The organism is Micromonospora sp. C95 (assembly GCF_018070465.1).
Lineage (GTDB): Bacteria > Actinomycetota > Actinomycetes > Mycobacteriales > Micromonosporaceae > Micromonospora.
In genome coordinates this window covers 102,336-125,512 of the sequence record NZ_JAGPXT010000016.1, presented here as the reverse complement: position 1 = coordinate 125,512, position 23,177 = coordinate 102,336, and the positions used below count along the sequence as shown (strand labels likewise).

28 protein-coding genes and 1 riboswitch are annotated in these 23,177 nt (G+C 71.8%); of the genes, 22 read left to right on the top strand and 6 right to left on the bottom strand.

Going from position 1 to position 23,177, the window contains the following annotated elements:
* The 3 genes from selB (at position 1) to KBX00_RS19090 (ending at position 2,254) form a co-directional block, all read left to right on the top strand.
* Positions 1 to 1,755 carry a selenocysteine-specific translation elongation factor gene (gene selB, locus KBX00_RS19100; protein ID WP_210828850.1) on the top strand — a complete coding sequence of 585 codons (1,755 nt, stop codon included), beginning with the start codon at positions 1 to 3 and terminating at the stop codon, positions 1,753 to 1,755.
* Positions 1,756 to 1,800: 45 nt separating this feature from the next.
* Entirely contained in the window at positions 1,801 to 1,998 is a 198-nt protein-coding gene (locus KBX00_RS19095) for a hypothetical protein (RefSeq protein WP_093402430.1), read from the top strand.
* A gap of 70 nt (positions 1,999 to 2,068) precedes the next feature.
* Positions 2,069 to 2,254 carry a hypothetical protein gene (locus KBX00_RS19090; protein ID WP_210828880.1) on the top strand — a complete coding sequence of 62 codons (186 nt, stop codon included), beginning with the start codon at positions 2,069 to 2,071 and terminating at the stop codon, positions 2,252 to 2,254.
* A gap of 6 nt (positions 2,255 to 2,260) precedes the next feature.
* Here KBX00_RS19090 and KBX00_RS19085 read toward each other — a convergent pair whose 3' ends face one another.
* Positions 2,261 to 2,908: a hypothetical protein gene (locus tag KBX00_RS19085; protein ID WP_210828848.1), complete on the bottom strand. Its 648-nt coding sequence runs from the start codon at positions 2,906 to 2,908 to the stop codon at positions 2,261 to 2,263.
* Positions 2,909 to 3,035: 127 nt separating this feature from the next.
* Between KBX00_RS19085 and KBX00_RS19080 the strand changes: the two genes are divergently transcribed.
* Positions 3,036 to 3,236, top strand: a complete 201-nt coding sequence (locus KBX00_RS19080; protein ID WP_210828846.1) for a hypothetical protein — start codon at positions 3,036 to 3,038, stop codon at positions 3,234 to 3,236.
* Between the two features lie 8 nt (positions 3,237 to 3,244).
* On the opposite strand, the gene KBX00_RS19075 is transcribed toward KBX00_RS19080, so the two are convergent.
* From KBX00_RS19075 to KBX00_RS19065, 3 genes are all read right to left on the bottom strand, one after another.
* Complete coding sequence (locus KBX00_RS19075; RefSeq protein WP_210828844.1) at positions 3,245 to 3,709, bottom strand: hypothetical protein; 465 nt, start codon at positions 3,707 to 3,709, stop codon at positions 3,245 to 3,247.
* Positions 3,706 to 3,921 carry a phosphatidylethanolamine-binding protein gene (locus KBX00_RS19070; RefSeq protein ID WP_164449904.1) on the bottom strand — a complete coding sequence of 72 codons (216 nt, stop codon included), beginning with the start codon at positions 3,919 to 3,921 and terminating at the stop codon, positions 3,706 to 3,708. Before KBX00_RS19070 ends, KBX00_RS19075 begins: the two co-directional genes overlap by 4 nt.
* A gap of 135 nt (positions 3,922 to 4,056) precedes the next feature.
* On the bottom strand, positions 4,057 to 4,938 hold the full coding sequence (locus KBX00_RS19065; protein WP_210828842.1) for a universal stress protein: 882 nt from the start codon (positions 4,936 to 4,938) through the stop codon (positions 4,057 to 4,059).
* Positions 4,939 to 5,299: 361 nt separating this feature from the next.
* Between KBX00_RS19065 and KBX00_RS19060 the strand changes: the two genes are divergently transcribed.
* The 16 genes from KBX00_RS19060 to gcvP all read left to right on the top strand — a co-directional run bounded on the left by KBX00_RS19060 (position 5,300) and on the right by gcvP (position 20,016).
* A complete protein-coding gene (locus KBX00_RS19060; RefSeq protein ID WP_210828839.1) occupies positions 5,300 to 6,478 on the top strand; it encodes a PP2C family protein-serine/threonine phosphatase in 1,179 nt (392 codons plus the stop codon).
* Between the two features lie 54 nt (positions 6,479 to 6,532).
* Positions 6,533 to 7,000, top strand: coding sequence for a MarR family transcriptional regulator (locus KBX00_RS19055; protein WP_210828837.1), 468 nt, complete (start codon positions 6,533 to 6,535; stop codon positions 6,998 to 7,000).
* Between the two features lie 250 nt (positions 7,001 to 7,250).
* Entirely contained in the window at positions 7,251 to 7,892 is a 642-nt protein-coding gene (locus KBX00_RS19050) for a CDP-alcohol phosphatidyltransferase family protein (protein ID WP_210828835.1), read from the top strand.
* Positions 7,889 to 8,809, top strand: coding sequence for a DUF881 domain-containing protein (locus KBX00_RS19045; protein ID WP_210828834.1), 921 nt, complete (start codon positions 7,889 to 7,891; stop codon positions 8,807 to 8,809). The genes KBX00_RS19050 and KBX00_RS19045 overlap by 4 nt, the downstream gene beginning before the upstream one ends.
* A complete protein-coding gene (locus tag KBX00_RS19040; RefSeq protein WP_093402419.1) occupies positions 8,806 to 9,138 on the top strand; it encodes a small basic family protein in 333 nt (110 codons plus the stop codon). The genes KBX00_RS19045 and KBX00_RS19040 overlap by 4 nt, the downstream gene beginning before the upstream one ends.
* A 9-nt stretch (positions 9,139 to 9,147) precedes the next feature.
* Positions 9,148 to 10,068 carry a DUF881 domain-containing protein gene (locus KBX00_RS19035; protein WP_210828833.1) on the top strand — a complete coding sequence of 307 codons (921 nt, stop codon included), beginning with the start codon at positions 9,148 to 9,150 and terminating at the stop codon, positions 10,066 to 10,068.
* 56 nt (positions 10,069 to 10,124) lie between these two features.
* A complete protein-coding gene (gene gcvH, locus KBX00_RS19030; protein WP_210828832.1) occupies positions 10,125 to 10,505 on the top strand; it encodes a glycine cleavage system protein GcvH in 381 nt (126 codons plus the stop codon).
* 220 nt (positions 10,506 to 10,725) lie between these two features.
* Positions 10,726 to 11,178 carry an FHA domain-containing protein gene (locus KBX00_RS19025; protein ID WP_093402417.1) on the top strand — a complete coding sequence of 151 codons (453 nt, stop codon included), beginning with the start codon at positions 10,726 to 10,728 and terminating at the stop codon, positions 11,176 to 11,178.
* A 50-nt stretch (positions 11,179 to 11,228) separates the two neighbouring features.
* Positions 11,229 to 11,927, top strand: a complete 699-nt coding sequence (locus KBX00_RS19020) for a MerR family transcriptional regulator (RefSeq protein WP_210828829.1) — start codon at positions 11,229 to 11,231, stop codon at positions 11,925 to 11,927.
* A 173-nt stretch (positions 11,928 to 12,100) separates the two neighbouring features.
* Complete coding sequence (locus tag KBX00_RS19015) at positions 12,101 to 12,565, top strand: bifunctional nuclease family protein (protein WP_092375678.1); 465 nt, start codon at positions 12,101 to 12,103, stop codon at positions 12,563 to 12,565.
* 199 nt (positions 12,566 to 12,764) lie between these two features.
* A complete protein-coding gene (locus KBX00_RS19010) occupies positions 12,765 to 13,361 on the top strand; it encodes a MerR family transcriptional regulator (RefSeq protein WP_210828828.1) in 597 nt (198 codons plus the stop codon).
* A 293-nt stretch (positions 13,362 to 13,654) separates the two neighbouring features.
* The gene (locus KBX00_RS19005) at positions 13,655 to 14,053 is read left to right on the top strand and encodes a group 1 truncated hemoglobin (RefSeq protein ID WP_210828827.1); all 399 of its coding nucleotides are present in this window, start codon (positions 13,655 to 13,657) and stop codon (positions 14,051 to 14,053) included.
* A gap of 2 nt (positions 14,054 to 14,055) precedes the next feature.
* Positions 14,056 to 15,234: a globin domain-containing protein gene (locus KBX00_RS19000; protein ID WP_210828826.1), complete on the top strand. Its 1,179-nt coding sequence runs from the start codon at positions 14,056 to 14,058 to the stop codon at positions 15,232 to 15,234.
* Positions 15,231 to 15,953: a DivIVA domain-containing protein gene (locus tag KBX00_RS18995; RefSeq protein ID WP_307868883.1), complete on the top strand. Its 723-nt coding sequence runs from the start codon at positions 15,231 to 15,233 to the stop codon at positions 15,951 to 15,953. The genes KBX00_RS19000 and KBX00_RS18995 overlap by 4 nt, the downstream gene beginning before the upstream one ends.
* 120 nt (positions 15,954 to 16,073) lie before the next feature.
* Positions 16,074 to 16,952 (top strand): NAD-dependent protein deacetylase, encoded by an 879-nt coding sequence (locus KBX00_RS18990; protein ID WP_210828824.1) that lies wholly within the window; start codon positions 16,074 to 16,076, stop codon positions 16,950 to 16,952.
* A 67-nt stretch (positions 16,953 to 17,019) separates the two neighbouring features.
* Positions 17,020 to 17,117: riboswitch (glycine riboswitch) on the top strand.
* 76 nt (positions 17,118 to 17,193) lie between these two features.
* Positions 17,194 to 20,016, top strand: a complete 2,823-nt coding sequence (gcvP, locus tag KBX00_RS18985; protein WP_210828822.1) for an aminomethyl-transferring glycine dehydrogenase — start codon at positions 17,194 to 17,196, stop codon at positions 20,014 to 20,016.
* 99 nt (positions 20,017 to 20,115) lie between these two features.
* Here the strand turns inward: gcvP and KBX00_RS18980 are convergent, their stop codons facing one another.
* The gene (locus KBX00_RS18980; protein WP_093402410.1) at positions 20,116 to 20,316 is read right to left on the bottom strand and encodes a DUF5999 family protein; all 201 of its coding nucleotides are present in this window, start codon (positions 20,314 to 20,316) and stop codon (positions 20,116 to 20,118) included.
* A gap of 96 nt (positions 20,317 to 20,412) precedes the next feature.
* Between KBX00_RS18980 and KBX00_RS18975 the strand changes: the two genes are divergently transcribed.
* Positions 20,413 to 21,630: a chorismate-binding protein gene (locus KBX00_RS18975; RefSeq protein WP_210828821.1), complete on the top strand. Its 1,218-nt coding sequence runs from the start codon at positions 20,413 to 20,415 to the stop codon at positions 21,628 to 21,630.
* Between the two features lie 43 nt (positions 21,631 to 21,673).
* The gene (gene def, locus KBX00_RS18970; RefSeq protein ID WP_210828818.1) at positions 21,674 to 22,180 is read left to right on the top strand and encodes a peptide deformylase; all 507 of its coding nucleotides are present in this window, start codon (positions 21,674 to 21,676) and stop codon (positions 22,178 to 22,180) included.
* A gap of 193 nt (positions 22,181 to 22,373) precedes the next feature.
* Here def and KBX00_RS18965 read toward each other — a convergent pair whose 3' ends face one another.
* A complete protein-coding gene (locus KBX00_RS18965; RefSeq protein ID WP_307868882.1) occupies positions 22,374 to 23,153 on the bottom strand; it encodes a TSUP family transporter in 780 nt (259 codons plus the stop codon).
* Positions 23,154 to 23,177: the final 24 nt, after the last annotated feature.

Below are 23,177 nucleotides of genomic sequence, written 5' to 3'. Positions count from 1 at the left end.
ATGCTGGTGGTGGCCACCGCCGGGCACGTCGACCACGGCAAGTCGACGCTGGTGCGGGCGCTGACCGGGATGGAACCGGACCGCTGGGCGGAGGAACGCCGTCGGGGCATGACCATCGACCTCGGGTTCGCCTGGACGGCGCTGCCGTCGGGTCGCACCGTCGCGTTCGTCGACGTGCCGGGGCACGAGCGGTTCGTACCGAACATGCTTGCCGGTGTGGGGCCGGTGCCGGCGGCCGTGGTGGTGGTCGCGGCCGACGCGGGCTGGATGCCGCAGTCCGCCGAGCATCTGGCCGCCCTGGACGCGCTCGGCGTCGGGTACGGCCTGCTGGTGGTGACCCGCGCGGACCTGGCCGATCCGGCGGTGGCCCTGGCCAGGGCCCGGTCGGAGCTGGCGGCGACCTCGCTGGCCGGGGTCGAGGCGGTGCCGGTCAGTGCGGTGACCGGCAGCGGCCTGTCCGACCTGCGGGCCGCGCTGGACCGGCTGGCCGATCGGATGCCGGTTCCGGTGCCCGACGGTCCGGTCCGGCTCTGGGTGGACCGCTGTTTCACGGTGCGGGGCAGCGGCACCGTCGTGACCGGCACTCTGGGCGATGGGCGGCTGCGCGTCGGCGACGAGCTGGAGCTGGCTGGCAGCGGCGAACAGGTGCGGATTCGGGGCCTGCATCGGCTCGGTGCCGCCTGCGACGAGGTGGTGCCGGTGGCCCGGGTGGCGGTGAACCTGCGGGGGGTGGCCCGTGACCGGATCAGCCGCGGTGACGCCCTGCTCACTGCGGGTCGATTCCGCCGCACCGCCATGGTCGACGTACGCGTTGCCGGTGTCGCGGTGGCCGAGCTGCCGGTGACGCTGACGCTGCACGTCGGTTCGGCCGCGGTGCCGGTGCGGATCCGTCCGCTGGGCGCGGACACCGCCCGGTTGCGGCTGAGCCGCCCGCTGCCGCTGCTGCTGGGGGACCGGGCGTTGCTGCGTGATCCGGGTCGCCGGTACGTGGCCGGCGCGGTCACCGTGCTCGACGTGCTGCCGCCGCCGTTGGCGCGCCGGGGTGCCGCGGCGGCCCGGGCCGCGGTGTTGGCCACCCTGGACGGCCGGCCCGACCTCGTCGGCGAGCTGAGCCGGCGGGGCCTGGCCCGGGTGGGCGACCTGGTCCGGGCGGGCGTCGAGGTGTCGCAGACCCCGGTGGTGGGTGACTGGCTGGCCGATCCGGCCCACTGGCGGCAGCAGGGCGATCGGCTCGCCGTGGCCGTGGCCGAGTACGCCCGCGCGCATCCGCTGGCGCCAGGTGTCCCGGTCGAGCAACTGCGCCGACAACTCGACCTGCCCGACCGGTCGCTGGTGGAGGCGCTGGTCCGGCCGCCGCTGCGGCTGGTCGCCGGCCGGGTGGTGGCACCCGGCGCGGCGGCGCTGCCCGAGCCGGTGGCCCGCGCGTTGGCGTTGGTGAGCGAGGACTACGCGGCGCATCCGTTCCGTGCTCCCGACGCCGACCGGCTCACCGCCGTCGGGTTGGGTGCCCGGGAGATCGGTGCCGCGGTGCGGGCCGGGGCCCTGCTGCGGCTGACCGGTAACGTGCTGCTGCCGCCCGGCGCGCCGCAGCAGGCGCTGCGGGTGCTGACCGGGCTGCCGCAGCCGTTCACCCTCAGCGCCGCCCGGCAGGCGCTCGACACCACCCGCCGGGTGGCGGTGCCGCTGCTGGAGCTGCTGGACCGGCGGGGGCTGACCCGGCGGCTGCCCGACGATGCCCGGGTGGTGGTGGATTGAGCGCATCGTCGACCGGGACCGGAGCCGGGCACCTACCGTGACGGCATGGACCCCTCCGCGGTCTGGCGGGACCGGCAGCACCGGTGGCGGATCGAGGCGTACCGGGCGCCGGACCTGCGGTTCGCCGTATACGCGACGAACGGCACCACCGAGTCCGCGCCGCTGTGGCTGTTCGGCATGTCGGCGCTGGCCCGGTGGCTGATGAGCCACAAGATCTCCCTCGACGACCTGGAGGTCGACTGAGGTGCCCTGACCGGGGGGCAGATTAGGGTAAACCAGGCAAACCGGGGCCGTGGTGGGTACGGTGCCAGCTGTGAAGGACCGAGGCATCCGGAAGTTCCTCGCGGTGCTCGCCGGCCTCGCCGTGATCTACTTCGGCACCACTGGCCGGTCACCGGAGGAAGGGCGCGGCATCTCCGGCGGGCTGGTGGTGCTGGCCTTGCTGGCGTCGCTGCTGGTGTGGTATCTGACCAGACCCGGCGGCGACGCGGCGAAGTGACGGCGCTCAGCGGGCGGCCACGCCGCGGCTGATCTGCCCGGCCGACTCCTCACCGAGGGCGACCCGGACCAGTGCCGAGGCGAGCCGACCGAAGTCGACATCGTCGACCAGCCGGGCCAGCCGGTCCGTGGTGGCGGGCAGGCCGAGGCGTCGCGCCCCGGCCACCGCCCGCCGGTCGGCGTACGGGCGCAGCTCCGGCCAGACCGACTGCACCTCGCGCAGGAAGATGTCCGCGCCGGTGGGGCCGACGCCGGGAAACTCGGTGAGCAGCCGGCGCAGTTGCCTCGGCTCGCCGGCCGCCTCCCGGTGCAACCGCCGCAGGTCGCCGTGCCAGCGGTCCAGGCAGAGCCGCGCGCCGGAGCCGAGCATCGTGGCGGTCCGCTCGTCGTAGCGGCGGTAGTGGCCGCGACCCAGTGCGTCGACCCGTTGCTGCCAGCCGGCGGCCTCCATGGCCTGCGGGGTGCGGTAGCCGGCCGCGAAGAGTTCCCGGGCCGCCGCCACCCCCACCTGCGCCCGGATCCGGGTGCTGAGCAGCGTGACCAGCACCAGCAACTGGTACAGCGGCGCCGGTCGGTCGGCCAGCGCGATGCCGGCCTCCTCGGCGTACGTGCGGCGGGTCAGCAGGGCCCGCGCCAGCGCCCGTTGGTCGCCCATCCTCGGGGTGTACCCACCGACGGCACGGTTAGCCCTCGCCGCTCACCGTGCCGGAATGTCGCCGACGGGTGCGGGTAAGCCGTTCCTGGCGCGGCACCACGCCGCGCACCGGCGAAGGGAGAGCACCGTGACGAACCCGCAGCAGCAGGAACTGCGGCGCAACGCCCTCGGTGAGACCAGCCAGGACAACAAGGGCCCCGATCCGGTGGGTCATCCCCGCAACCGTGGCTCGTCGCCGGGGGATACCGGCCGCCCGGTGCCGCACGGCCAGGTGTCGCCGTACGGGCCCAGCGGTGAACCGGTCGCCGAGGACGACAGCGACCGCTAGCTGATGCACTACCTCGACGGTCGCAGCCGGTTCCAGGTGGCTGCGGCCGTCAGCCCGAAGGCGAGGTGCGGGCCGATGTCGGCGAGCCAGTCGACGCGGCGCCAGGTCCGCGGATCGGTGACGCCGAGCAGGGTCAGCGACCCGTCCGACAGTGTCATCACGCCCCCGCCCAGCAGGACGGCCGCCCGCAGCAGTGGCTGACGGCGGCCCCGGGTCAGCAGGGCGAAGCCGACCGTGGCGGCGGCCCCGAGCGCGTAGCCCATCAGCGCACCGAGGCCGCTGCGCCGGTTGTCGGCCTGTTGCGGTGATCCCAAGGACAGGTGCGCGGTCTGGGCCAGCTTTCCGGCGCTGCGCTCCGGTGTCCGGCTGGCCGGCCGGGCCCGGGCCGTCATGTCCAGGTAGGTCGCGATGTTGAGCGCGGTGGTGCCGACGGCCCCGGCGATGAGGCCGTCGGTCAGGTCGCTCGCCCTCACTTCTTCGGATCTCCGGGCTCGCGGTTGCCCTTGGGCCCGTAGGCACGGTCGCCCCGCACGACGCCGCGCCGGCCCCGGTCTTCCCGCAGAATCCGGTTCGCCGCCTCGTCGGCCTTCTGGTCCGGGGTGCGTCGGCCCGAGCCGTCGATGGCGTTGCGCAGGCGGGCACGCTGCTTGTCGTAGGCGTTGCTGCCGGGTCGAGGTCCGGGCATCACTGTCTCCTTTGTTCGGCGCCTCGTCGCCGCGGTGCCGGCGACCGGTTCGGTCGTGGCCGTGGCGTCGGTTCGTCGCCGGTGGCGGACGCGGCCCGTCTACCCGCCTGAACCGCCGTCAACCGTGCCGGCGGGTCAACGGGGATCGCGAACCACCGCGACCGGACAGTGGCTGTGGTGCAGCAGTGACTGGCTCACCGACCCCAGCAGCAGTCCGGTCACCTCACCCCGTCCCTGTCCACCGACCACCACCAGTTGCGCCTGGCGGGAGGCGTCGGTGAGCACCCGTGCGGCGCGACCCCGCACCGACCTGCGGGTGATCTGCACCTCCGGGTACCGCTCGGTCAGCCCGGCGATGGACTCGGCCACCGCACGGTCCTCGTCGGCCCGCAACTCGGACTCGTCGTACACAAGCGGCTGCATGTCACCCGGGCCGGTGGACACCGGATGCCGGTAGGCGTGCAGGGCGAGCACCGCGGCACCGCGCAGCGCGGCCTCGTGGACGGCGAACTCCACGGCCCGGCGGGACAGCTCCGAGCCGTCCACCCCGACCACGACGGCACCGTCGGGGTGCGGCGCGCCGCGCGCCACCAGCACCGGACAGTCGGCGTACGCGGCCAACTTCACCGCGACCGAGCCGAGCACCAGCGCCGCGAACCCGCCACCGCCACGATCACCGACCACCACCATCGTCGCGGTGGGCGCCTCGGCGAGCAGCACGGCGGTGGCCTCACCGTCGACGATCTCCCCGGTGACCCGCAGCCCCGGCGCGGTCGCCTCGGCCTCGTCGACGGCGGCGGCCACCAACTGCTCGGCCCGCGCTCGCAGACCCCCGTCGGGGCCGCTCTCGGTGCCCGGCCGGACGGGGGAGTGCAGCGTCGGCCAGATGAAGGCGTGCACCACCCGTAGCGGCCGGCCCCGGCGGGCCGCCGCCGTGGCGGCAAGTCGGAGCGCGGCGCGGGCGGGCTCGGAGCCGTCCACGCCGACCACTACCGCGGCGCCGCTGTCCGAGGCCACCGTCACCTCCCGTACTCGGTCGTCATCGCCGACCGGTCCCGGTCAGTATCGCCGTCCCCCGTGGCCAGCGGGGCGATACCGCCGAGCGGGCTCAGGTCGGTACGCTGCCGTCCGGGAAAGGAGCGTCGTCGACGATGGATTCCGACCAGCCGAGTACCACACAGTTGATCGATTCTGGTGATCGATTCTGGCTCGGTGGAGTGCGCCGCCGTGGGATGGACGTGACGCGCCCGGCACGACGCTCCGCTGCACCGACGCGGGTCCGGTGACCGTCCGTGTCGGGCAGCGCATCCGGGTGACCATGGGCGGACCCGCCTCCGTATGATGCTTGCCCCAGAGCAAGTATTTTCGGAGGATGGTCATGGCGGATGCGCCCACGGGGATCTCCCGCGCCCTGCGCGAGGCCCCGCCCGACCGCGTGGTCGAGGCCGCCGACCTGGCCATCCGGTCGGCGCTCGATGCGTCGGGCACCGCCGTGTTCATCGCCGACTACCGGATCAGCGGGTTGTGGCCGGTGCTCGACTCGCGCCAGGCCGGCGCGACCGCCCCGGACGTCCAGGATACGGTGCAGCGCTGCTTCAGCAGTCAGCTGCCGGTCCGGGAGTCTGGTGAGGACGGGCGGTGCCGTGTCCACCTTCCGATCTCGGTGTGGGGCGAGCGGATCGGCGTGCTCGTGGTCGAGTTGGCCGGTGAGCCGACGGCGGCGGTGGTGCGCGCGGCGGTCGACATGGCCGGGGACCTGGCCGTGGCGCTGCGTGCGGCCGACCGGGAGACCGACCGCTACCGACGGGCCCGGCGGCGGGAGCGGCTGAGCATGGCCGCGGAGTTGCAGTGGGAACTGCTGCCGGGCCGCAGTGTCAGCCACGACTCCTTCCAACTGGCGGGTCAGCTCGAACCGGCGTACACGGTCGGTGGTGACCACTTCGACTGGTCGCTGGACGAGGGACGACTCACCGTCACCGTGCTCAACGGCGACGGTATCGGGATGGCCGCGGCGCTGTTGACGGCGGTGTCGGTGAACGCGATGCGCAACGCCCGCCGCTCCGGCGGCGGCCTCGTGGAACAGGCCGAGCTGGCCTCCGACACGGTCTACTACCAGCATCGGGGCCACCGGCACGTGGCCACGCTGCTGCTCGAACTGGACTGTGCCAGCGGCCGGGTACGGGCGGTGGACGCCGGTTCACCGCATCTGGTGCGGGTGCGCGGCGGCGCGGTGTCCCGGGTCGCCCTGGAACAGCAGCTACCGCTGGGCATGTTCGGCGAGACCCGGTATGACCTCCAGGAGTTCGACCTCGATCCGGGGGACCGGTTGTTCGTCGTCTCCGACGGGGTGTGGGCGGCCGATCCGAGCGGCCGGGAGACGTACGGCGAGCGGGCGATGGCCCGGGCGATGCGGGCCACACGGTTGCAGCCGCCGACCGAGGCGGTTGGTACGGTGATGCGCGAGTTGCAGACCTTCCACGCGGACGCCGACCTGCGCGACGACGCGGTGATCGTCTGCCTGGACTGGCGCGGCTCGGCCGGCCGGCAACAGGGCTGATCGCCCCGAGGGGCGGGTCGGTGCGGGCAGCGGAACGATCGCAGGGGACCTCGGGTGGAGCGACCGGATCTCACCGCGGCGATCGACGCGGCCGCCGAGGCGCTGGTGGGCGTGCTCGACGCCGCCGGTCAGCGGCTCGCGGTGTCGCCGACCCAGCTGCGGGTGCTGTCCCTGCTGAGCGTCCGTCCGGAGACGAACGTCAACGGGTTGGCCGAGCTGCTGGACGTGGTGCCCTCCTCGGCCAGCCGGCTCTGTGACCGGCTGGAGGCGATCGGGTTGGTGCGCCGGACGGTCGACACCCGGGACCGTCGGGAGGTGCGCCTGGTCCCGACGGCCGCCGCCGAGATCCTGCTGGCGGAGGTGCGATCACGCCGGCACGAGGCGGTGCGGGCCGTCCTCGACCGGATGCCGGCCCGGGGTCGGCAGGATCTGCTGCGGGCGCTCACGGCGTTCGGGCAGGCGGCGACGATGACGCAGAACGCGGATGCCGCCGTCTCCATGGCGCGATTCCAGTCATCCTAGGACGCTCTACACGTGGTGACCCCAGCCACAGTCGCACGACCAGCCGTCGGCACGCCGCCGCTGGGCAGCCGAAGCGCGACCACGGCCCGCTATAGTGGCAGCGCATTCGACCGACCCGTGATCATCGACGGACGATGGACGGCGGGGCAGGGAATCACAGGGGGCGCCGGCAGTGGCCGGCTGGATACGCGTACGACGCCGCGCGGCGGACCAGGGCCGCGGTGCCCGAGCGCGTCGCGGAGGAGGTTCGGTGTCGGGTCGGGCGGCTCGGGCGGAGCAACCGCAGGCCCGCGGCGGCGATGGCCGGGGAACCGACGACCGGGTGCTCACCTGGCCGAACCTGATCAGCTTCCTTCGCCTGCTCGGTGTTCCCCTGTTCCTTTTCCTGTTCCTGGTGGCGCGAGCCGATGTCGCCGCGATCGTGGTGCTGGCAGTCGGCGGCACCAGCGACTGGGTGGACGGCTGGATCGCCCGGCGGCTGCGACAGGTCAGCCGGCTGGGCGAACTGCTCGATCCGCTCGCCGACCGGCTGTACATCCTCGCCACCCTTGTCGCGTTCACCGCTCGCGAGGTGGTGCCGTGGCAGTTCACCGCCGCGCTGCTGGCGCGGGAGGTGCTGCTGCTGGGCTCGCTCGGCGTGCTGCGGCGGCACGGCTATGGGCCGCCGCCGGTGCACTACGTCGGTAAGACGGCCACCTTCCTGCTGCTGGCCGCCTTTCCGATCCTGCTGCTGGCCTCGGTGGTGCCGGCGGCCGCGGCGGCCGGTGGCGCGATCGGCTGGGCGCTGGCGTGGTGGGGTCTGGTGCTCTACTGGGTCGCTGGTGTGCTGTATGTGATCCAGGCCCGGAAGTTGGTGCGGGCGGTACGCGGTCGGCAGGGAACGGTGGCATGAGCGACGATTCCGGTCAGAGCCGGCGTGGGCCGAAGGGCTTCACCCCGGACTTCCTCACCGAGTTGTTCCGTAATCCCTTGGATCCGGGCTACGCCGACGCGGCGGCCCGGCGGGCGAAGACCGGCCGTGCGGCCCGGTCGGGCTGGTCGGTGGGGCCGGTCGGCCTGGTGGTGGTCGTGCTGCTCGGTTTCCTGTTCGCGGTGGCGTACCGGCAGACCATGGCCGAGGAGCCGGGGCGTGCGCAGGCCCGTTCCGGCTTGGTGGAGCAGATCAAGCAGCGGCAGGGTGAGACCGACGCGCTGTCGACGCGGGCCGAGCAGCTGCGCGAGGAGGTCAATCGGCAGCGGGAGGCCGCGTTGGGCGGTTCCCACGCCGCGCGGTTGCGGGAGCTGGAGGCGAGTACCGGCCTGGGGCGGGTGCGTGGCGACGGTGTGGTGGTGGAGTTGGCGGACGCGCCGGCTGGCCAGGATGCACTCAGCGACACCGACGCCGGTCCGGCGCAGGTGATCTACCTTGACCTGCAGAGCGTGGCGAACGATCTGTGGGGGGCCGGTGCCGAGGCGATCGCGATCAACGGGCAACGGTTGACGTCGACGTCGACGATTCGTTCCGCGGGTCAGGCGATCCTGGTCGACTTCCGGCCGGTGACCGGTCCGTACGAGGTGAGCGCGATCGGGCCGGGCAGCTTGCGCGAGCGGTACGAGGCCAGCGGGAGCGCGTTGACGATGCGCCAGGTGGCGAAGGTGACGGGGATGTCGTTCGCGGTGCGGGACGCCGATGACCTCACGCTGCCCGCTGCTCCGGAGCCACGGCTACGCTACGCGGAGCCCGCGGTGAGTCCGAGTGTCTCGTCGTCGGGTGGTGACGAGTCGTCCGGCTCGGGTACGTCCCCCAGTCCCTCCGGAGGTGGTCGATGATCGCGGTGCTGGCCCTGTTGGCCGGTGTGCTGCTCGGGCTGTGGCTTGATCCCACGGTGCCGGCGGCGTTGCAGCCGTACCTGCCGATCGCGGTGGTGGCCGCGTTGGACGCGGTGTTCGGTGGGGTTCGGGCGAAGCTTGACCGCATCTTCGACGACAAGCAGTTCGTGGTGTCGTTCATCTCGAACGTGCTGGTGGCCGCGCTGATCGTGTATCTGGGTGACCAGTTGGGGGTGGGCGGTCAGTTGTCCACCGGTGTGGTGGTCGTGTTGGGAGTTCGGATCTTCGGCAATGTGGCGGCGATCCGTCGGCACCTGTTCCGGGCGTAGGTTTGTCTCGTGAGTGACGAGCACACGCAGACGGGTACGGGGTGGCCGCAGCCGGCGGAGCCAGCCCGGCCGGATGGCCCGGCGGGGGAGCCGGATCCGCGTCCGGAGGCGCCGGATCCGGACGAGTTGAGTCCGTTGTCGCCGCAGGGTCACCCGTCGGAGGAGGAGGATCCGTCGGCGGAGCCCGCCGACGAGGTCGCCGTAGCTCAGCCGGCTGCGGTGGTGCCGCCCTGGCGGCGGTTGAGCTCTGCCGCGGTGATGATCGTGGTGTTGCTGGGGTTGTTGGGGTTCACCCTGGCGGTGCAGTTGAAGATGACGACGACGGATTCGTCGTTGGCGACGGCGCGCCAGGAGGACCTGGTCAGGATTCTGTACGACCTGGAGGCGCGGGAGATCCGGTTGCGGCAGGACATCGGCGCGTTGGAGGAGAGCCAGCGGCAGTTGCGTTCGGGTGAGCAGGGGCGTGAGGCCGCGTTGGAGGAGGCGACTCGGCGGGCGGACGAGTTGGGCATTCTGGCGGGTACGTTGCCGGCGCGGGGTCCGGGTCTGACGGTGCGGTTCCAGGCGGGGGCGGAGCCGATCTCGGCGGCCCGGGTGCTGGACGCGGTGCAGGAGTTGCGGGGTGCCGGGGCGGAGGCGATGCAGATCTCCGGTGGTGACCGGGCGACGGTGCGGATCGTGGCGTCGACGTATTTCCTGAACGGGGAGGGCGGGTCGTTGATCGTGGATGGGCGTCCGTTGACGGGGCCGTTCACCATCACCGTGCTGGGTGACCCGGCGACGATGCGTACGGCGCTCAACATTCCTGGTGGGGTGGTCGCGTCGGTGGCCGGTGACGGCGGTAACGTGATCGTTGAGGAGCGTGAGGTTGCCGAGGTTTCGGCGCTGCACGAGCCCCGCCCGCTGGAACATGCCCGTCCGGTCTCCTGAAGGTCGGCGGGCCGGCGCCGGTTGGTCCGGTGTCGCGATGGATGAGGACGCTGCTGGTGATTCCTGAGGATCTGCGTTACACCGCCGAGCACGAGTGGGTGGCTGCTGCGGACGGTGGGGCCGTTCGGGTGGGCATCACCCATTTCGCGCAGGATGCTCTTGGCGACATCGTGTATGTGCAGTTGCCGGAGGCGGGTGCGGCGGTGGCGGCCGGTGAGTCGTTGGGTGAGATCGAGTCGACCAAGAGTGTGTCGGAGCTCTACGCCCCGGTGGCCGGTACGGTGTCGGCGCGCAACGAGGCGCTGGTCGACACGCCCGAGGTGATCAACAGTGATCCGTACGGCGCGGGCTGGTTGGTGGAGATCGCGGTGTCGGATCCGGCGTCGGTGGACGCGCTGTTGAGTGCGGCCGCGTATCGCGAGTTGACGGAGAGCTGAGCTTTTTTTGCTGTGCGGGCGGGGCGGTGTCTGCCGCGCGTCCGGTTGCCCTGTTTTTCGGCGCTGGCTAGGCTCGCCCAGTCGACCGAGAACCCATTAGTTGAGCGTCGCGGACAGCCTTTCGGGGCACGGAGAGCCAGCCGCCGGGTGGATGAGAGCCCGGCGGCCAGACCCGCCGTCTCCCGACGCCGACCGAAACAGATTCCGTGAGGTGGTCCCCATGACTCGCCCAGGCGACGAGTTCCCCCCGCTCGACGTCACGTCGACGCTCAATCTCGGTTCGCTCGAGGAAGCGCTGGAGGGGCCGGACACCGATGTGGTGCCGAGCCGGATGTCCGGTTCGCTGCCGCCGGGGATGGCCCTGCTGGTGGTCCGGCGGGGGCCGAACGCGGGTGCCCGGTTCCTGTTGGATCACGACGTGACGACCAGTGGGCGGCATCCGGACAGTGACATCTTTCTCGACGATGTGACGGTGTCGCGTCGGCACGCGGAGTTCCATCGGGATGGTGGGACGTTCACGGTGCGGGACGTGGGCAGTTTGAACGGCACGTATGTGAACCGGGAGCGCGTCGAGGCGGCGACCTTGAGCAATGGTGACGAGGTGCAGATCGGCAAGTTCCGGGTGGTGTTCATCGCCGGTCCGCGCCCGGAGGGTGAGGCCGGCCGGGGGTGAACGAGCCTGCGGCCTCCAGGCCGTCCGGGGTGGGTGGCGCCCCGTCGTTGATGAGTATCGGCGAGGTGCTGGCCCAGTTGCGGGCGGATTTTCCGGACGTGACGATTTCGAAGTTGCGGTTTCTTGAGGCTGAGGGCCTGGTGGAGCCGCAGCGTACGGCGGCGGGTTACCGGAAGTACGGCTGGGACGATGTGGCGCGGTTACGGTTCGTGCTGACCGCGCAGCGGGATCAGTATCTGCCGTTGCGGGTGATCCGTGAGCAGTTGGCGCGCTGGGACACCGACGGTGAGGTGCCGGAGGGGTCGCGTCCGGCGTTGGTGGCCGTGGGTCCCGACGGTGCGGTGCCGGGTCGTGGTGCGGCGGCGGTCGAGTCGGCGCCGGTCCGGTTGGATCGTGCCGAGTTGGTGGCGCGTAGTGGCGTGGACGAGTCGACGTTGGGTGAGTTGGAGCGGCTCGGGTTGGTGGTGTCGGATCCGCCGGGGTGGTATGACGGTGACGCGTTGATCATTGCGCGGGCGGTGGCGGGTCTGGCTGCGTACGGGTTCCAGCCGCGGCATCTGCGGGGTTATCGGACGGCGGCGGATCGCGAGGTCGGTTTGTTCGCGCAGTTGGTGGCGCCGTTGGTGCGGCAGAGTGATCCGGCGGCGCGGGCGCGGGCGGCGGAGACGGCGCGGGAGTTGGTGGCCCTGTCGCAGCAGTTGCATGCGGCGTTGGTGCGAGTGGGGTTGCGCTCGACGTTGGGTCGGTGAGGTGCGTGTGCGTGCTGATCGGCCGGTTCGTGAGTGGCGTAGGCTTGCGGGGGTAACCCCTCTTCTGGCGCGGGCGTGGGTGCGTGCAGCGCATGAGACGGCCGTGTCGCGGTCCGTGTACCGTGCAGGGAAGGGCGCGGTGCGGCGTAGGTGACAACGACACGGAGGCGGCGGTGCGCGAGCTGAGCGTGGTCGGGGTTCGGGTTGAGTTGCCCAGTAACCAGCCGATCGTCCTGCTCAGGGAGGTCGAGGGGGACCGCTATCTGCCGATCTGGATCGGCGCGGTCGAGGCGACGGCGATCGCTTATGAGCAGCAGGGTGTCAAGCCGGCGCGCCCGTTGACCCATGATCTTCTGCGGGATGTGTTGGCGGCGTTGAAGGCGCCGTTGCAGGCGGTGGAGATCACCGAGTTGAAGGAGAACGTGTTCTTCGCTGATCTGTTGATCGGTGATGGGGTGCGGGTCTCGGCTCGGCCGAGTGATTCGATCGCGCTGGCGTTGCGGGTGGGTGCGCCGATTCGTTGTGCGGAGCAGGTCCTCAGTGAGGCGGGGATCGTGATTCCCGACGAGCAGGAGGATGAGGTGGAGAAGTTCCGGGAGTTCCTGGAGCAGGTGCGTCCGGAGGATTTCGCCGGCTGAGGGTCCGGCCGTGTCGGTGTCGGTGGGAAGGCCGTGCGGGTGGTGACTGTCGGTTATGGTGACGGTCATCGCTGTCGATGCACGGCGTGTCGCGACGGTTTCTCCGTGGTAACTCCTGGCGGTCGCTATAGGGTTGCCGTGTCGAGGGGTGCGCGTCCCGGAAGGGGCGTGGCACCGCACTGACGGGGAGGTTGTCGGGATGTACGAGCCGCGGGATTCCGATCAGGGTGCGGTGTCGGGTGAGCCGGGTGGGATGCCCGGGTCGGCAACTGACGGTGACGGTGCGGTGGGGTACCGGGGTGTGACGGCCTGCCATGCGGTGGGGATCAGTTACCGCCAGCTGGATTACTGGGCGCGTACGTCTCTGGTGGTGCCGAGTGTGCGGGACGCGTCGGGTTCCGGCACGCAGCGGTTGTACTCGTTTCGCGACCTGGTGGTGTTGAAGGTGGTGAAGCGGCTGCTGGACGCCGGGGTGTCGTTGCAGAACATCCGTAAGGCGATCGAGGCGTTGCGCTCGCGTGGGGTGGCGGATCTGGCCGGCATCACGTTGATCTCCGATGGGACGACGGTGTACGAGTGTCGTTCGCCGGAGGAGGTGGTCGACCTGTTGCAGGGCGGCCAGGGGGTGTTCGGCATCGCGATCGGTGGCGCGTTCAAGGAGATCCAGGGTTCGTTGTCGCATCTGCCGGCGGAGCCGGCGGCCGTGCCGGTGGAGCCGGGGCCGGCCGAGGGTGCCGAGGGCGGCGCGGTGGGCGACGAGTTGGCCGCGCGTCGGGCCCGTCGGCGGGCGGGTTGAGCTGTTCCACTGTGGTGCCCGGGTGGCCGCGTCACCGCTGGTGACACCGTCGCCGTCGATCACTTTCGGTGAGTGCGCGGTGCGTGCGGGTAACGGTCCTGGGAGAGTTTTGTGACTCTTCGTGTCTGGTTGTTGCCGGGAATCCGATGGGTCGGCGGTGACGGGGCGGGCGCGGCACGCTATCGTCCGACACGGCCTGTCGGCCGTCGCTGCCGTGGGGTGGTTACGACGTCGGCGGGTCGTCGTTGCGTGCGCTGACACCGCGCGTCCCCTCACGACGGAAGGAAACACCCGTGACGGTTACCGAAGAGACCGCTCCGGTCTCGCATTACGAGCGCATCGGTGGGGCGGCAGCGGTGAAGGCCGCTGTCGAGCTGTTCTACGACCGGGTGCTCGCCGACCCGGAACTTGCCGGCTACTTCGCCGAGGTGGACATGGCGGGGCAGCGTCGGCATCTGGCGTTGATGCTGGCGGTGGTGCTCGGTGGTCCGAACGAGTACACCGGCCGGGACCTGGCGTCGGCGCATCAGCCCCTGAACATTCCGGTGGCGCACTACGTCAAGGTGGGTGAGCATCTGACGGCGACGTTGACGCAGCTGGGTGTGCCGGGCGACATCATCGTCGACGTGCAGGCGGTGCTGGCGCAGGTGCAGGACCAGGTGGTGGCCGGCGGGGACCAGGCGGGCGCCTGAGCGTGGACGTGCCCCGGCTCAAGCAGAGCTGGTCGCTGGTCGCCGCGCACGGTGACCAGGTGCCGCTCTACTTCTATTCGACGCTGTTCCTGGCGTATCCGGAGACCCGGCAGATGTTCCCGACCAACATGGCGGGGCAGCGGGATCGGCTGGTGACCGCGCTCGGGCACATCGTGTCCCAGGTGGACCAGGTGGACCGGCTGGTGGGTTTCCTGCAGGATCTGGGCGTCGACCACCGTAAGTTCGCGGTGCGGGCGGAGCATTACCCGGCGGTGGGTGAGGCGTTGCTGGCGACGTTGCGGCATTTTCTCGCCGACCAGTGGACCGACGAGTTGGCGCAGGACTGGACGGCGGCGTACGGGCTGGTGGCGCAGGTGATGACCGAGGCGGCGCAGGCCGCTGAGGCGACGAGTCCACCGTGGTGGGCCGCGGAGGTGGTGGGGCACGAGCGGCGGGCGTTCGACGTGGCGGTGCTGACGTTGCGTCCGCAGTATCTGTTGCCGTTCACCGCGGGTCAGTCGGTCGGGGTGTCGCATCCGGCGGTGCGGTCGTGGCGGTACTACTCGCCGGCGAACGCGCCACGGGCGGACGGCACGGTGGAGTTGCATGTGCGGGCGGCGCCGGGTGGTGCGGTGTCGTCGCGGCTGGTGTACGGGTGTGCGGTGGGTGACCAGGTGCATCTGGCCGCTCCGGTGGGTGACGGGTTGACGTTGCGGGCGGCCGGTTCGGCGGATCTGCTGCTGTTGGCCGGTGGTACCGGTTGGGCGCCGCTGAAGGCGTTGGTGGAGCAGGTGGCCGCGGAGGGTTCCCGGCGTCGGGTGGACGTGTACGTGGGGGCGCGTTCGCGCAGCGAGTTCTACGACGGTGACGCGTTGGAGAAGTTGACCGCCTCGTACCCGTGGTTGTCGGTGACGCAGGTGGTCGGGTTGGACGTGAACCGGCCGGGGGAGTTCGTGTATCCGGTGGACCGGGCGCTGGCCGACGGTGACTGGCGGTCCCGGCATGTGTACGTGTGTGGTTCCGACGACATGGTGTCGCACACGGTGGCGATTCTGACCCGGTCCGGCTTCCATGCCGGGCAGGTTCATCACGAGGGTCTGGGTAGGCACTGGTACGGCCCCTCGTGGCGGACGGCGGTGGGAGGCCCCGCTGTCTCTGACGATTCCGGAGGTGCCCGGTGAGTGAGCCTCGTGGCCGCGAGTGGCGGGCCGGTGCGGTGAGTGCGGTTCCGGTCGGCCGGTACGACGGTGGGCAGGTCGCCACCGGTGTGCAGGTGCGGATGACCGCCGACCGGGTGCGCCGGTGGGAGTTCGGGTCGTCGTCGTTCGGGCGTCGCGGGTACGACCAGAACGACGTGGACCGGTTCCGGGTGCAGGTGGCCGACGAGTTGGATCTGCTGTCGACGCAGGTGGCGAACCTGCGGGCGGAGAATGAGCGGCTCAACGACCATGTGGAGCTGCACCGGCACGGGGTGATTCCGAGTTCGGAGCCGACGTCGAAGGTGCCGGCGGCCAAGGAGGTGAATCTGCTCTCGGCGGCGCAGCGGGAGGCCGAGCAGATCATCGCGCAGGCGCACGACTATGCGCGGCGGGTCGCCGAGTACGCCCGTACCCAGTACGAGAGCTATGTGCGGGCGGCGGTGGAGGAGGCCCGTCAGGAGGCGGAGCGGGCGGTGCAGGACTACCACGTGGCGGCGGGTCCGACCTTCGACGACGGGGTGGCCGCGCGGGAGGCACTGCGGATCTACGGCGAGATGATGATCTCGCATATGCAGGCGGCGGCGCGGCATCTGGACGACGGCAGTGAGCAGTTGTCCCGGACCATGGAGCGCATCGGCGCGCAGCCGGCGGCGGCCGCAGTGGCGGCGGGCCGGTCGTTGCCCCGGCATCAGCAGCGCTGAGGCGAGCCCGCCCGGCGCCGCTGCGGCGGTCCGTGGGTGCCACCGGTGGCGGTTCACCGCCGCCGGTGGCGTTCGTCGCTGGCGTTCGTCGCCGCGGCGGCGCTGAGGCACGATGGGTGGGTGCAGGAGCTGATCGAGCCGCTGGCGGGTCTGGTGGCTGCCGGTGGGGTGGTGGTGCTCAGCGGCGCCGGGTTGTCCACCGAGTCGGGCATTCCCGACTATCGGGGGCCCAGTGGTGTCGCCCGCCGGCACACGCCGATGACGTACCAGACGTTCCTGGCCGACGCGGTGGCGCGTCGGCGGTACTGGGCGCGCAGCCACCTGGGGTGGCGGGTGATCGCCGGGGCGGCACCCAACGAGGGGCACCGTGCGGTGGCCCGCCTGCAGCAGGGTGGGCTGGTGACGGGGATCATCACGCAGAACGTCGACGGGTTGCACTCGGCGGCCGGTAGCCGTGAGGTGACGGAGTTGCACGGGCGGCTCGACGAGGTGGTCTGTCTGGGGTGCCGGCGTCGTACGTCGCGGGCGGAGTTGGACGGGCGGCTGCGGGCGGCCAATGCCGGGTTCGCCGGACAGGCCGTCGAGGTCAACCCGGACGGTGACGTGGATCTCGCTGACGCGCAGGTGGCGGCGTTCCGTACGGTCGACTGCGTGGCCTGTGGTGGGCTGCTCAAGCCGGACGTGGTGTTCTTCGGCGAGACGGTGCCGGCGGCGCGGGTGCAGTCGTGTTTCGCGTTGGTGGAGCAGGCCCGGCTGCTGCTGGTGCTGGGGTCGTCGTTGACGGTGATGTCGGGGCGCCGGTTCGTGTTGCGGGCGGCGAAGCGGAACGTGCCGGTGGTGATCGTGAACCAGGGGCCGACCCGTGGCGACGAGTACGCGCGTCTGCGGGTGCAGGCACCGTTGGGGCGGGTGTTGCCGGCGTTGGCCGACCGGCTGCTCGGTGCCGGGACGTCGGTGGGTCCGGCGACGCTGCCGGTGCCGAGTCCGGTCGGCGGGTGACCGGGGGACAGGTCAGGGGCTTCGGTGCGGGCCGTGGGGGCCCGCTGGTAGCGTTGATCGCGCCGGTAGCACCGACGTGGGAGAGACCGCCTGGCGACAGCTGGGCGGCGCCGAAGGGGCAAATCCTCCCCGGAACCTCTCAGGCAGAAGGACCACGTCGGGTCAGGCACTGTGGAGCGCCCGCGGGGTGTGACAGAGGGGGAGGGCCGACCTGTCGACCCTCGCCCGCGCAGGAGCGCCCATGACCGCCGAGCAGTTCGCCGACCGTCACATCGGTCCCGGTCCCGACGACGAGCGCCGTATGTTGGACGCCGTCGGGTACGCCTCGATCGACGAGTTGATGGACGCGGCGATTCCCGAGGTGATCCGCTGGCACGGCCGGCTGGACCTGCCGCCGCCGGCCAGCGAACCCGACGCCCTGGCCGAACTGCGGGCCCTGGCGGCCCGTAACACGGTCGCCGTGTCCATGATCGGGTTGGGGTATCACGGCACCCACACCCCGGCGGTGATCCGCCGCAACGTGTTGGAGAATCCGGCCTGGTACACGGCGTACACGCCGTATCAGCCGGAGATCAGCCAGGGTCGGCTGGAGGCGTTGCTGAACTTCCAGACGATGGTGTCGGATCTGACGGGCCTGGCGACGGCGAACGCGTCGATGCTCGACGAGGGCACCGCGGCGGCGGAGGCGATGACCCTGGCGCGGCGGGCGTCGAAGGCCGGCAGCCGGGTGTACGTGGTCGACTCCGACACCCTGCCGCAGACCATCGCGGTGATCGCCGGTCGGGCGGAGCCGCTCGGTATCGACGTGCGGGTGCTGGACCTGGACGTCGAGCCGCTGCCGGCGGAGTTCTTCGGTCTGCACCTGCAGTATCCGGGTGCGTCCGGGGCGGTGCGCGACCACGCCCCGCTGGTCGAGGCCGCGCACGCGGCCGGGGCGCTGGTGTGCGTGGCGGCGGACCTGTTGGCGTTGACGGTGCTGCGGCCGCCGGGGGAGATCGGCGTGGACATCGTCGCCGGCACCACGCAGCGGTTCGGGGTGCCGATGGGCTTCGGTGGGCCGCACGCCGGCTACCTGGCGGTGCGGGCGGGGCTGGAGCGGATGTTGCCGGGCCGGCTGGTCGGGGTGTCCCGGGACGCGGCCGGCGCGTCCGCGTACCGGTTGGCGTTGCAGACCCGTGAGCAGCACATCCGGCGGGAGAAGGCGACAAGCAACATCTGCACCGCGCAGGTGCTGCTGGCGGTGATGGCCGGCATGTACGCCGTCTACCACGGTCCGGACGGGCTGCGGGAGATCGCGGCCCGTACCCACCGGATGGCGGCGCGGCTGGCCGCCGGGTTGCGGGCCGGTGGCGTCGAGGTCACCGACGTCGCGTTCTTCGACACGGTGACCGCGCGGGTGCCGGGTCGGGCCGGGCAGGTGGTGGCCGAGGCACGGCGGCGTGGGGTGAACCTGCGGCTGGTCGACGCCGACCGGGTCGGTGTGTCCTGCGACGAGACCACCACGGTGGAGCACCTGGCGGTGGTGTGGGCGGCGTTCGGTGTCGACGGCGTCGACGGTGAGGTGCCGGCGGCGTTGCCGGCCGGGCTGGCCCGCACCAGTGACTTCCTCACCCATCCGGTGTTCCGCACCCACCGGTCGGAGACGTCGATGCTGCGGTACCTGCGTCGGCTGGCGGACTTCGACTACGCCCTGGACCGGGGCATGATCCCGTTGGGGTCGTGCACGATGAAGCTGAACGCCACCACCGAGATGGAGCCGGTGAGCTGGGCCGAGTTCGCGGACATCCACCCGTTGGCGCCGGCGGAGCAGACCGCCGGCTACCGGGAACTGGTCGGCCAGTTGGAGGGGTGGCTGGCGGAGGTCACCGGCTACGACGCGGTGAGTGTGCAGCCCAACGCCGGTTCGCAGGGCGAGTTGGCGGGGCTGCTGGCGATCCGCGCCTGGCATCACAGCCGGGGTGAGCAGCACCGGGACGTGTGTCTGATCCCGTCGTCGGCGCACGGCACCAACGCGGCCAGCGCGGTGATGGCCGGGATGCGGGTGGTCGTGGTCGGCTGCGACGACGACGGCAACGTCGACCTGGTCGACCTGGACGCGAAGATCGACACGCATCGGGACACCCTCGCGGCGATCATGGTGACGTACCCGTCGACGCACGGGGTGTACGAGACGGGTATCGCGCAGTTGTGCGCGAAGGTGCACGACGCCGGTGGGCAGGTGTACGTCGACGGGGCGAACCTCAACGCGCTCGTCGGGTTCGCCCGGCCGGGCCGGTTCGGGGCCGACGTGTCGCACCTGAACCTGCACAAGACGTTCTGCATTCCGCACGGCGGCGGTGGGCCGGGGGTGGGTCCGGTGGCGGTGCGGGCGCATCTGGCGCCGTTCCTGCCGGGTGATCCGGCCGGTGCGCCGGTCGACGGCCGGCCGGCGATCGCGGCGGCCCGCTACGGGTCGGCGGGGATCCTGCCGATCCCATGGGCGTACCTGCGGATGATGGGCGCCGACGGTCTGGCGCGGGCGACCGGGGTGGCGGTGCTGGCGGCCAACTACGTGGCGGCGCGGCTGCGGGAACACTTCCCGGTGCTGTACGCGGGCAACAAGGGCCTGGTCGCGCACGAGTGCATCCTGGATCTGCGGCCGGTGACGAAGGCGACCGGGGTGAGCGTCGACGACGTGGCCAAGCGGCTCATCGACTACGGCTTCCACGCGCCGACGATGTCGTTCCCGGTGGCGGGGACGTTGATGGTGGAGCCGACCGAGAGCGAGGACCTGGCCGAGCTGGACCGGTTCTGCGACGCGATGATCGCCATCCGGGCGGAGATCGACAAGGTGGGTTCCGGTGAGTGGCCGGCCGGAGACAGTCCGCTCGCCAACGCGCCGCACACGGCGGCGATGGTCGGCGGTGACGAGTGGCCGCACCCGTACCCGAGGTCGGTGGGTGCGTGGCCGGGCGGGGTGGACCGGGCGGGGAAGTACTGGCCGCCGGTGCGTCGGGTCGACGGCGGGTACGGCGACCGGAACCTGGTCTGCTCGTGCCCGTCACCGCAGGCGTACGAGGACTGACCGGTCCGGTACCGCGCCGACCTGGTCGTGGCGGTCCCTGACCGGGGGACTAGCCTGGGTCGGCGCGGGAAAGACGTCGTGACGGATCGTGACGTCGCCTCAGGCGGCGAGCGCGTGTCGGGCGGGGCCTCGGTGCGGTGCGATGCTGCTGCCGTCGGGCAGCAGCTCGCCGGTGTCCTCGAAGACGATGACGCCGTTGCAGAGCAGGCTCCAGCCCTGTTCACGGAAGCAGGCGATGACCCTGGCGGCTTCCCGGTCGGTGGCTTCGGCGGAGGGACAGGTGGGTTGGTGCTGGCACATCGGGTTCTCCGGACTGTGGGGGCACTGTGTCATGGTTCACATGACCAGTGACGCACAGTACCAAGCGGAAGCGTGCCGCATCGACCGGATGTGCGCGTGGTGCGCGGGAAATCCGCTGAACGGATGAGCATGAACCGCCCGGACGTCGTGGAAGCGCTCCCACGGATGGTTGTCGATCCACCCGCCGTTCCCGCCTCCTGCCGCGGCCGACTCGTCGAACGGGCCCGCTGGCAGTGGCGCCCCGCCGACGGCGGCGACCCGGCCGCGTACGCCGAACAGTTCCTCGCCGACCACGGCCTGCACCTGCACGACCTGGCCCGCCCCGCCCGCCCGGCCCACCACCACCGCCAAGACATCTGCGGGGCCGCCCTCTACGTGTCCGCCGCCGCCGGAGCGCTGCTCGCCGGCGGCGCACCCGGCGCACCCAACCCCGCCGACCTGCCCGAGGTGGCCGTCGTCGTCTACGGCCACACCGAGGCGGCCCCAGCGCGTCCCGACCCGCCAGCGCGGTGGTGGCTCGGCACCTGGACCGAGAGCTGGACCCCCCACCAGCACGCCGACGCGGTCACCGCGATCCGCCACGCCATCGGCCACGGCGACGTCTACCAGGTCAACCTCGTCGGCCACGCCAGCGCCCCCTACACCGGTGACCCGCTGCCGGCCCTGACCCGCCTCGGCCGCCTCCCCGGCGCCCGCTACGGCGGCGCCCTCACCGGCCCCGGCTGGGCCATCGGCTGCGCCAGCCCGGAAACCCTCATCGAGGTCCGCGCCGGCACCCTCACCACCCGACCCATCAAGGGCACCCGCCCGGCCACCACCGCCGGCCGCGCCGACCTGCTCACCTCCGCCAAGGAACGCGCCGAACACATCATGATCGTCGACCTGGAACGCAACGACCTGGCCCGCGTCGCCCGCACCGGCAGCGTCCGCGTCGACGACCTGTTCGCCGTACGCCGCTGGTGCGACCTGTGGCAGGCCGAATCCACCGTCCGCGCCGACGTCGCCGACGGCCTCGGCCTGGCCGACCTGCTCCGCGCCGTCTGCCCCGGCGGCTCGGTCACCGGCGCCCCGAAACTCGCCGCCCTCGACCACATCGCCGCCCTCGAACCCGTCGGCCGCGGCGCCGCCATGGGCGCCCTCGGCTGGATCGGCCCCGACCACATCGACCTCGGCCTGACCATCCGCACCGCCGCCGTCGACGGCAACGCCGTGCACGTCTGGGCCGGCGGCGGCATCACCTGGGACAGCGACCCCGCCGACGAGGTCGCCGAAGCCGCCGCCAAGACCACCCCGGTACGGGCCGCCCTGAGGTGAACCTGACGCCCACCCGCCGCCACCGCCCGATAGCCTTGCCGACATGACGATGCGGGACATCCGAATCATCGGCGACCCGGTGCTGCGCACCCCCAGCGAACCGGTCACCAGTTTCGACACCGAACTGCGTACCCTGGTCACCGACCTGATGGACACCCTGCTCGGCGCGCCCGGCCGCGCCGGCGTCGCCGCCCCCCAGATCGGTGTCAACGCCCAGGTCTTCGTCTACGACGCCGACGGCCACCGTGGCCACATGGTCAACCCGACGCTGGAGCTGTCCGACGAACTTGAGGACGACGACGAGGGCTGCCTGTCCATCCCCGGGCTGTACTTCCCGACCACTCGCGCGCTGCACGCGACCGCCCACGGCTACGACCAGCACGGCGAACCCCTCACCATCGCCGGCACCGGCTTCCTCGCCCGGGCCCTGCAACACGAGGCCGATCACCTCGCCGGTCGCCTCTACGTCGACACCCTGCGCGGCGAAACCCGCCGCCGTGCCCTACGCGAGATCCGCGCCGGCCGCTTCGACTCCTCCCACCGCGGCTGAACCAGCCACCCGCGGCACCCCTTCCGCGCCACGAGCGTGAACTCGCCGTACTCGGCCACCCGGGTGAACCCCAACCGCTCGTACAACCGCACCGCCACCGGATTGCCGGCCGCCACGTTCAACGTCACATGGTCGACCTCGGCGGCCAACACCGACTCCAGGCCGGGGGACCGGTGCACGTACAGCCGCGCCCTCACCCGGCCACCCACTGGTCGTAGCCCAACCTCGCCACCAACGCCAGCACCACCACCAGCAGCACCACCCGCACGAACCCGGAACCACGCCGCAACGCCATCCGCGCGCCCACCGACGCCCCCGCGATGTTGCACACCGCCATCGCCGCACCCATCAGCCACCACACATGCCCGGTCACCGCGAACACCGCCAGCGCACCGGCGTTCGTACCCGCGTTGACCACCTTCGCCATCGCCGAACCGTGCACGAAATCCGCACCCACCAGCGCGGTGAACGCCAACACCAGAAACGTGCCCGTACCCGGACCGATCAACCCGTCATAGGCGGCGATGCCCACCCCGGCCACCAGCACCGCCACCACCACCCGCACCCGGGTCCGCCGCTGCGGCACCGCCAGCACCCCCAGCGCCGGACGCAGCACCACGAACAACGCCACCGACACCAGCACCACAAGCACCACCGGCCGGTACGCCGACGGCGGCACCGCCCCGGCCAACGCCGCACCCAGGCCCGCACACACCACCGCCAACGCCGCCGCCGACCCCGCCACCGGCCAATCGATCTTCGTACGGCGGGCGTACGTCACCGCCGCCGTCGACGTACCGGCGATCGCCGCCAACTTGTTCGTCCCCAACGCCGTCGCCGGCGGCAGCCCCGGAGCCGCCACCAGCAACGCCGGCAACAGCAGCAGCCCACCACCTCCCACCACCGCGTCCACCCAGCCCGCCAGGGCGGCGGCGGTCAGCAGCGTCACCACGGTCGCCGGGTCCACCTCCACGAGCCGCCATTCTTCCCACTGCCG